General features: G+C 44.9%; 7 protein-coding genes. 2 read left to right on the top strand and 5 right to left on the bottom strand.

Going from position 1 to position 7218, the window contains the following annotated elements; translation table 11 throughout:
- From G9Q97_RS17475 to G9Q97_RS17455, 5 genes are all read right to left on the bottom strand, one after another.
- Positions 1-587, bottom strand: a 587-nt coding sequence (locus tag G9Q97_RS17475) for a c-type cytochrome domain-containing protein (RefSeq protein WP_317168777.1), incomplete at its 3' end; no start/stop codon positions are given.
- Positions 588-781: 194 nt separating this feature from the next.
- Positions 782-2134 carry an acetyl-CoA carboxylase biotin carboxylase subunit gene (gene accC, locus G9Q97_RS17470; protein WP_166149125.1) on the bottom strand — a complete coding sequence of 451 codons (1353 nt, stop codon included), beginning with the start codon at positions 2132-2134 and terminating at the stop codon, positions 782-784.
- 30 nt (positions 2135-2164) lie between these two features.
- Complete coding sequence (gene accB, locus G9Q97_RS17465) at positions 2165-2638, bottom strand: acetyl-CoA carboxylase biotin carboxyl carrier protein (protein WP_166149123.1); 474 nt, start codon at positions 2636-2638, stop codon at positions 2165-2167.
- A 112-nt stretch (positions 2639-2750) separates the two neighbouring features.
- Positions 2751-3314, bottom strand: coding sequence for an elongation factor P (efp, locus tag G9Q97_RS17460; RefSeq protein ID WP_166149121.1), 564 nt, complete (start codon positions 3312-3314; stop codon positions 2751-2753).
- A gap of 22 nt (positions 3315-3336) precedes the next feature.
- Complete coding sequence (locus G9Q97_RS17455; RefSeq protein ID WP_166149119.1) at positions 3337-4332, bottom strand: beta-ketoacyl-ACP synthase III; 996 nt, start codon at positions 4330-4332, stop codon at positions 3337-3339.
- A gap of 299 nt (positions 4333-4631) precedes the next feature.
- On the opposite strand from G9Q97_RS17455, the gene G9Q97_RS17450 reads away from it, so the two are divergent.
- Together G9Q97_RS17450 and G9Q97_RS17445 are read left to right on the top strand one after the other, a co-directional pair.
- Positions 4632-5090, top strand: coding sequence for a (2Fe-2S)-binding protein (locus G9Q97_RS17450; RefSeq protein ID WP_166149117.1), 459 nt, complete (start codon positions 4632-4634; stop codon positions 5088-5090).
- Positions 5090-7213: a xanthine dehydrogenase family protein molybdopterin-binding subunit gene (locus G9Q97_RS17445; protein ID WP_166149115.1), complete on the top strand. Its 2124-nt coding sequence runs from the start codon at positions 5090-5092 to the stop codon at positions 7211-7213. The genes G9Q97_RS17450 and G9Q97_RS17445 overlap by 1 nt, the downstream gene beginning before the upstream one ends.
- Positions 7214-7218: the final 5 nt, after the last annotated feature.

Raw genomic sequence — 7218 nt, 5'->3', positions numbered from 1 at the left:
CCGGTCAGGTCTATGCTCAGCCTTTTGAGCAGGTGCATTTTGTCTGCGGGGAGGTTTGGCTTCAGCCCGAGTCTGTCTAGCTTTGCCAGGATAAAGTGGTCGATTTCATGTTGCGCCCATTCCGGATCAGATACTTCGGGAAGATCCGATTTGACGGGCGGCACGAATGCCCAGTGGGGTTCGTAGGCTGCACCCTGTTTGATCCATTTTCTGATGGTCTCTTTTTCTTCCTCGGTGAGCTTGAGGTTGGAATCCGGCGGTGGCATCATTTCGGTCTCATCGCTGGTCTCCAGCCTTCTGACCACCTCGGAGGCGGCCGGCTTGCCGGGCACGATGGCATGGGCCCCCGGGTTTTCCTTCAGCGCCGCGTAGGCACTCTCTGCCATGTCCAGACGGAGACCGGACTCACGCTTGTTTTCGTCCGGCCCGTGACAGGCAAAACAATTGTCCGAAAGGATCGGCCTGACATGAAAATTATAGCTGACCTGGTCTCCTGAATCGAGTGATATTCCGGAAGATGGTTTTTCCGAACAGGCACTTGATAACACAGATAAAAAGAAAATAAAATATATTGGCTGCCTAAGCATAAATTCCTTTTTCGCTTAAATTGTTAATAATCAACAATTTCACAAATTATCTCTGTAATAACAAGCGGAAAATGGAAATGAGGGCGAAATCTTAGCTGAGTGGTATTATGTTTTATAAATGGAAAAAATTCATCAAAAACAGGGAAGTGAAAAGCCTTCCCTATTTTTGATCTTGAACCAATATTAATTAAAGTTTAATGAGGTTTTATTTTTGAAAAGTCAAAATCATCCAAAAATTTGGTTGTAAAGTTACCGGAATTAAACGCTGGATCCTCCAGTAAGGTCAGGTGGAATGGGATAGTGGTTTTGATACCATCTATGACGAATTCCTCCAGGGCCCGTTTCATCCGTACAATTACTTCTTCTCTGGATTGGCCGCTTACGATTAATTTGGCGATCATGGAGTCGTAATTTGGGGGTATAACATAACCAGCATAGACATGACTGTCAATACGCACTCCCTTTCCTCCAGGCAAGTGCAGGTTTACGATCTTACCGGGGCTGGGCCTGAAACCGTTGCTGGGATCTTCAGCATTGATCCGGCATTCCATGGCAAATAGTTTAGGGAAATAATTTTTCCCACTGATGGGCTCCCCGGCCGCTACTTTGATCTGTTCTTTGATCAGGTCAAAATCCGTCACTTCCTCCGTTATCGGATGTTCTACCTGAATCCGGGTATTCATCTCCATGAAATAAAAATTCCGGTTTTTATCAACGAGAAACTCGATGGTACCAGCTCCTTCATAGGCAATGGCTTCTGCCCCTTTGATGGCAGCCTGTCCCATTTTCTCCCTCAATTCATCTGTTATAAATGGGGATGGTGTTTCTTCAACTAGTTTTTGGTGTCTTCTTTGGATAGAACAGTCCCTTTCAGAGAGATGACAGGCTTTTCCTCTGGAATCTCCTATGATCTGTATCTCTATATGCCGGGGTTCTTCTACGAATTTTTCCAGGTACAGACCATTATTGCCAAATGCTGCTGCTGATTCCTGTCGGGCATCATCCCAGGCCTTTTTGAATCCAGCGGGTTCTTTGACAATCCGCATACCTTTGCCTCCACCACCGGCAGTGGCTTTCAGGATTACGGGATATCCGATTTCATCAGCCAGGGAAAGTCCTTCATCTATGGAGCCTACCAAACCTTCCGAGCCAGGAATAGTAGGGACACCGGCTGCTGCCATAGTAGCTTTAGCAGTGGCTTTATCCCCCATTTGGTTGATCATTTCCGGACTGGCACCAATAAATTTGATATTGTATTCTTCACAAATCCGTGAAAATTCAGCGTTTTCGGAAAGAAAGCCATAGCCTGGGTGGATGGCATCAGCATTGGTAATTTCCGCTGCCGCAATGATCCTTGGAATATTCAGGTAGGAGTCCTTGCTGGCAGGGGAGCCAATGCAAACAGCTTCATCAGCAAATCGTACATGCAAGCTATCCTTATCTGCTGTTGAATATACCGCCACTGTTTTTACTCCCATCTCCTTACAGGTACGGATAATACGTAATGCTATTTCCCCTCTATTGGCTATTAATATTTTGTTAAACACTTTTTATGGTCAATTTGGTTGAAAAAACAATCAATTCTGGGGCTCAATCAGGAAAAGGGGCTGGTCATATTCAACCGGTGAAGCATCCTCTACCAACACTTTAACAATTTTTCCTGAGATTTCGGATTCTACCTCGTTGAAAAGTTTCATGGCTTCAATGATACAAACCGTTTGACCTTTTTGAATGGTATCTCCAATATTGACAAAGAAGTCAGAATCTGGATTGGCAGACCTGTAAAAGGTACCGATCATCGGGGATTTGACTTCCAAAAGCTGCTGACCTGAGGTTTCCTCACTTTCTGTGGTATTTCTTTTTGGCGCAGGTTCTGGTTCCTGTACCGGGTTTGGCTGGGCCTGGGTGTAGTAGTTTTCTACATTTTTTGCTGCAGGGGCTTCGGAATTTTTCTTGATGGAAAGCTTGAACTCATCTGTTTCTATTTTTACCTCTGCCAAGCCGGAATTGGAAATAAAGTCTATTAATTCTTGTATTTCTTTTGCTTTCATAAAACGTTTTATTTGAGAGTTGCACCCATTTATAGGGATTCCCTGTTCTTATATTCTGGATGTGATATGGTAAAACTATGTAAAATAATTAATTTTTATTCAATAATCTGCCTTATTTCACTCTCTCCGAATAGGAACCGTCCCGGGTATCTACCTTGATCATGATATCCTGCTCCACAAAAAGGGGTACCATCACTATAGCTCCTGTTTCCAGCGTTGCGGGTTTTAAAGTGTTGGTTGCGGTATCTCCTTTGATACCTGGTTCTGTATATGTCACCATCAATTCCACAAATGGAGGTAATTCGACACCCAGGGGTCTTTCCGTTTCATCATGAATTAAAATGTCCACCATCTGACCTTCTTTTAGCAATTCCGGTCTTTCTATGAGTTTCACTTCAATGGGTATTTGTTCAAATGTTTCCATATCCATAAAGTGGTACCCCATATCGTCATTATAGATATATTGATGGGGTCTTTTCTCTACCCTGGCAGTAATCACCTTTTCGCCTGAACTGAAGGTTTTGTCCAATACTTTTCCTGAGGTCAGGCTTTTTAACTTTGTCCTGACAAATGCAGGGCCTTTACCAGGTTTTACATGTTGGAATTCTACTATGGTCATGATGTCATGGTTAAATTCCAGACAAAGCCCATTTTTAAAGTCAGCAGTGCTTGCCATGTGCGGTTTTTTGATTTAAATATTATTTAGGGTCGTATCCCCACTTCAAATATACTGCTCCCCAGGTAAATCCACCACCAAAAGCAGCCAAAATAAGGTTGTCTCCTTTTTTAAGTTGAGATTCGTAATCCCAAAGACATAACGGAAGTGTTCCAGCCGTGGTATTTCCGTATTTTTCAATATTGAGCATCACCTTTTCAGGCCCTATTCCCATTCTGTTGGCGGTGGCATCAATGATTCTCTTGTTGGCCTGATGAGGAACAAGCCAGGCCACATCCTCCGAAATGAGATTGTTTTTTTTCATTATTTTGGCACTTACATCTGCCATTTTGGTCACGGCAAATTTGAATACAGTGGACCCCTCCTGAAAGACATAGTGCTCTCTGTTTTTTACTGTTTCAAGTGTGGCCGGTTTTCTACTGCCTCCTGCCCGCATGTGAAGGAAATCAGCGCCCGAGCCATCCGTATGCAGCAGGGAATCCATTATTCCCAAAGGCTCTTCAGTAGGCTCAAGCAATACGGCCCCACCCCCATCTCCAAATATGATGCAGGTAGTCCGGTCCTGGTAATTGACAATGGATGACATTTTGTCGGCCCCGATGATGATTACCTTTTTATGGGCACCCGTTTCTATAAATTGACTACCTATGGTAAGGGCATACAAAAATCCGGAACAGGCGGCTGAAATGTCAAAACTATAGCTGTTTTTCGCGCCTACATTGTGCGCCACAATATTGGCCGTGGCAGGAAAAAGCATGTCTGGGGTAACCGTGGCGCAGATGATCAAATCTATGTCCTCCGGATCAGTGCCGGTCTTTTCCAACAGCCCTTTTACTGCTTCGGTACCAATTACAGAGGTGCCCTGGTTTTCACCTTTGAGGATCCTTCTTTCCTTGATGCCTGTTCTGCTGGTTATCCATTCATCATTGGTATCCACCATGGTTTCCAATTCTTTGTTGCCCAGCACATAGGGGGGTACCCAAGCATGTACTCCTGTAATTACAGCTCTTTTTTTCATTTGAAGTATTCTAGTCTCATGTAGGAATCGGGTAGGACTGTCGTAAATGTATATTGAAAGGACAGAATTAAATGGCGAATCCTGGTTTATAAACTATTGCCTTTTTAAAACCGGTCAATACCTTAGCAAATTTAGAAGGGCAAAATTATTTAAAAAGTGCTGGTCCACCAAAGATTTTTTGGATATATAAAAAATAATTGGAGTTGAAGGCCCTAAAAACAGTGTATATAGGTGTTGAATTGTATTTCCGGCATTATTTCTTTAAATTAAAAACGTTTAAGAAAATTAAAAAGTCTACCATGAGGATAAATGTGAATGACAGAGAATATGCTGTGGAAGTTGATGGGAATCCCAGTTTATTGGAAGTGCTTAGGGAACAGCTCGACCTTACCGGTACAAAATATGGTTGTGGGGAAGCTGCATGCGGAGCCTGTAAGGTGCTGATCAATGGAACACCCACTCCATCCTGCATCACTCCCGCAACGGCAGCACAAGGTAAAAATATCATCACAATTGAAGGATTGGAGAAAGAAGGGGAATTGCATCCCGTGCAAAAAGTGTTGATGGAAGAGGATGTCTTTCAATGCAGCTACTGCGCTCCGGGTATGATTTTAACAGCTGTTGCCTTATTGGAAAATAGGCAACAATTGAGTGAACAGGAAATAATAGAAGGAATGAACGGTAACATTTGCCGATGCTGTACTTACCCCAAAATTGTCAGTGCACTGAGTAAAATAACCCATAAGGACAAAGCGTGATGAAAAAAGAGCGGACCAAGCAGAAAGAAAAAAGGGCTTTCGAAAATAAAATACCCGGAGAAGGGCTAAGCAGAAGAAGTTTTTTCAAATATATGGGTGCCGGGATTGCTACCTATTTTGTTTGGACTGATTATCTGGCATCCGGAATATTGACCACGGATGAAGACAATTTCCCCTCTTCGGATCAGCTTTCCTCATGGATTCACTTGTCAGCATCCGGAGAAATAACGGTCTTCACCGGAAAAGTAGAAGTAGGTCAAAATATCCGTACCTCCCTTACTCAGGTTGTGGCCGAGGAACTTTTTCTTCCGGTCTCATCCATTACTCTGGTGATGGGAGACACCCAGCTTACGCCTTATGACAGGGGTACTTACGGAAGTTTGACCACGCCACAGATGGCCCCCATATTGAGGAAAGCAGCTGCGAATCTTCGCGAGATACTATTGCAGCAGGCCCGGCAGGAATGGAAACTGGGAGAGATCAGCCTTGATATGGAGCAGGGAATGATCCAGCATCCAAACAACGGGAAAAAGCTGAGCTACGGAGATTTGGCTAAAGGTAAAAACCTGCTTCAAAAAATGGATGAGGATGTACCCACTATCGAACCGTCCAAATGGAAGATATCAGGAACTTCTGTTCCAAAGATAAATGGCAGGGATTTTATTACGGGCAAGCACCGGTATGTTTCAGACATGGTCCTTCCCGAAATGCTTTATGGCAAAGTACTCAGACCTCCTGTGCAGGGGGCGAAATTGAAGCGCGCAGATACAGATAAAGCATCCAGCATACCGGGAGTTCAGGTAGTGAGAGATGGAGATTTCATAGGTGTGGCCGCCAAAAATTCCCGAACTGCAGCCATGGCTCTGGCCAGCATTGAAGCCGATTGGGAAAGAAGCCCCCAGGTTTCCAGGAATCAGCTTTTCGATCACCTGGTGAGCAGTGCTGAAGAAGGCGATGCCATTAATCCACAGGTAAGCAGGGCCTTTGAGGAAGCAGCCCATAAAATTGAGCAGGATTTTGAGGTACAGTATATTGCCCACGTACCCCTGGAACCAAGAGCCGGACTGGCCCAATGGACAGGAGATAAGCTTGAAGTCTGGACAGGAACCCAACGTCCTTTTGGGGTACAGGAGGAGCTGGAAAGGGCTTTTAACCTTCCCGGAGAGCAAATACGCGTATACATGCCGGATACCGGTTCGGGATATGGGGGTAAACATACCGGTGAGGCCGGTGTTGAAGCCGCCATACTCTCAAAGGCTACCGGAAAACCAGTCAAAGTCAACTGGACCAGGGAAGAAGAATTTAAATGGGCTTATTTCAGACCTGCAGGATTTATCAGGGTAAAAGGGGCTGCCAGCGAACAAGGAATCACTTCCTGGGAATTTCACAATTACAACTCAGGTGGGGCGGGCATCGACCTGCCATATAAAGGTAGCAACAAACACCAGGAATACCACCGGTCCGATACGCCCTTAAGACAGGGGTCCTATAGGGCCCTGGCCTCCACGGCCAATATATTTGCCATGGAATCCACCATCAATGATCTTGCCGGAAAGTTGGGCGCAGATCCCCTTCAATTCCGGTTAAATAATCTGGACAATGACAGGCTGGAGGCAGTTATTAAAGCAGCTGCCGGGGAATTTGGCTGGAAGCGAACCAAGATTAATGAAAACCATGGGTTTGGAATGGCTTGTGGAGCTGTAAAAGGAGGGTTTGTGGCGACCTTTGCCGAAATATCTGTCCACCCTGAAAGCAGGGAATTGAAAATTATTAAAGCCGTAACCTCCTTTGAATGTGGTGCCATCATTAACCCCAGACATCTGGAGAGCCAGGTGACAGGTTGCGTGCTTCAGGGGTTGGGAGGAGCTCTTTTTGAGTCCGTGGATTTCAAAGACGGAGACATCTCCAATGCCTTTCTGTCCTCCTACCGGGTTCCAAGGTTTAAGGATGTGCCTGACATGAGGGTGAAATTGGTAAATAGAAAAGACCTGCCGTCCTCTGGTGCAGGAGAGGCACCGATCGTTTGTATTGCTCCTGCTATACGGAATGCCATTGATGATGCCGTTGGTGTTAAAATCAATCGCTTACCCATGTTGCCCTCTGGAATTGTACCCAAAGGGTAATTCAA

Origin of the sequence: Cyclobacterium plantarum, assembly GCF_011290685.1 — a bacterium.
Lineage (GTDB): Bacteria > Bacteroidota > Bacteroidia > Cytophagales > Cyclobacteriaceae > Cyclobacterium > Cyclobacterium plantarum.
Note: the sequence above shows the minus strand (reverse complement) of the source record. Positions and strands in the feature narration are given on the sequence as shown.

Excerpts from the sequence above, each read along its gene's own strand:
- accB (WP_166149123.1), bottom strand. The coding sequence starts at position 2,638 with ATGAAAGCAAAAGAAATACAAGAATTAATAGACTTTATTTCCAATTCC.
- efp (WP_166149121.1), bottom strand. The coding sequence starts at position 3,314 with ATGGCAAGCACTGCTGACTTTAAAAATGGGCTTTGTCTGGAATTTAAC.
- G9Q97_RS17455 (WP_166149119.1), bottom strand. The coding sequence starts at position 4,332 with ATGAAAAAAAGAGCTGTAATTACAGGAGTACATGCTTGGGTACCCCCC.
- G9Q97_RS17450 (WP_166149117.1), top strand. The coding sequence starts at position 4,632 with ATGAGGATAAATGTGAATGACAGAGAATATGCTGTGGAAGTTGATGGG.
- G9Q97_RS17445 (WP_166149115.1), top strand. The coding sequence starts at position 5,090 with ATGAAAAAAGAGCGGACCAAGCAGAAAGAAAAAAGGGCTTTCGAAAAT.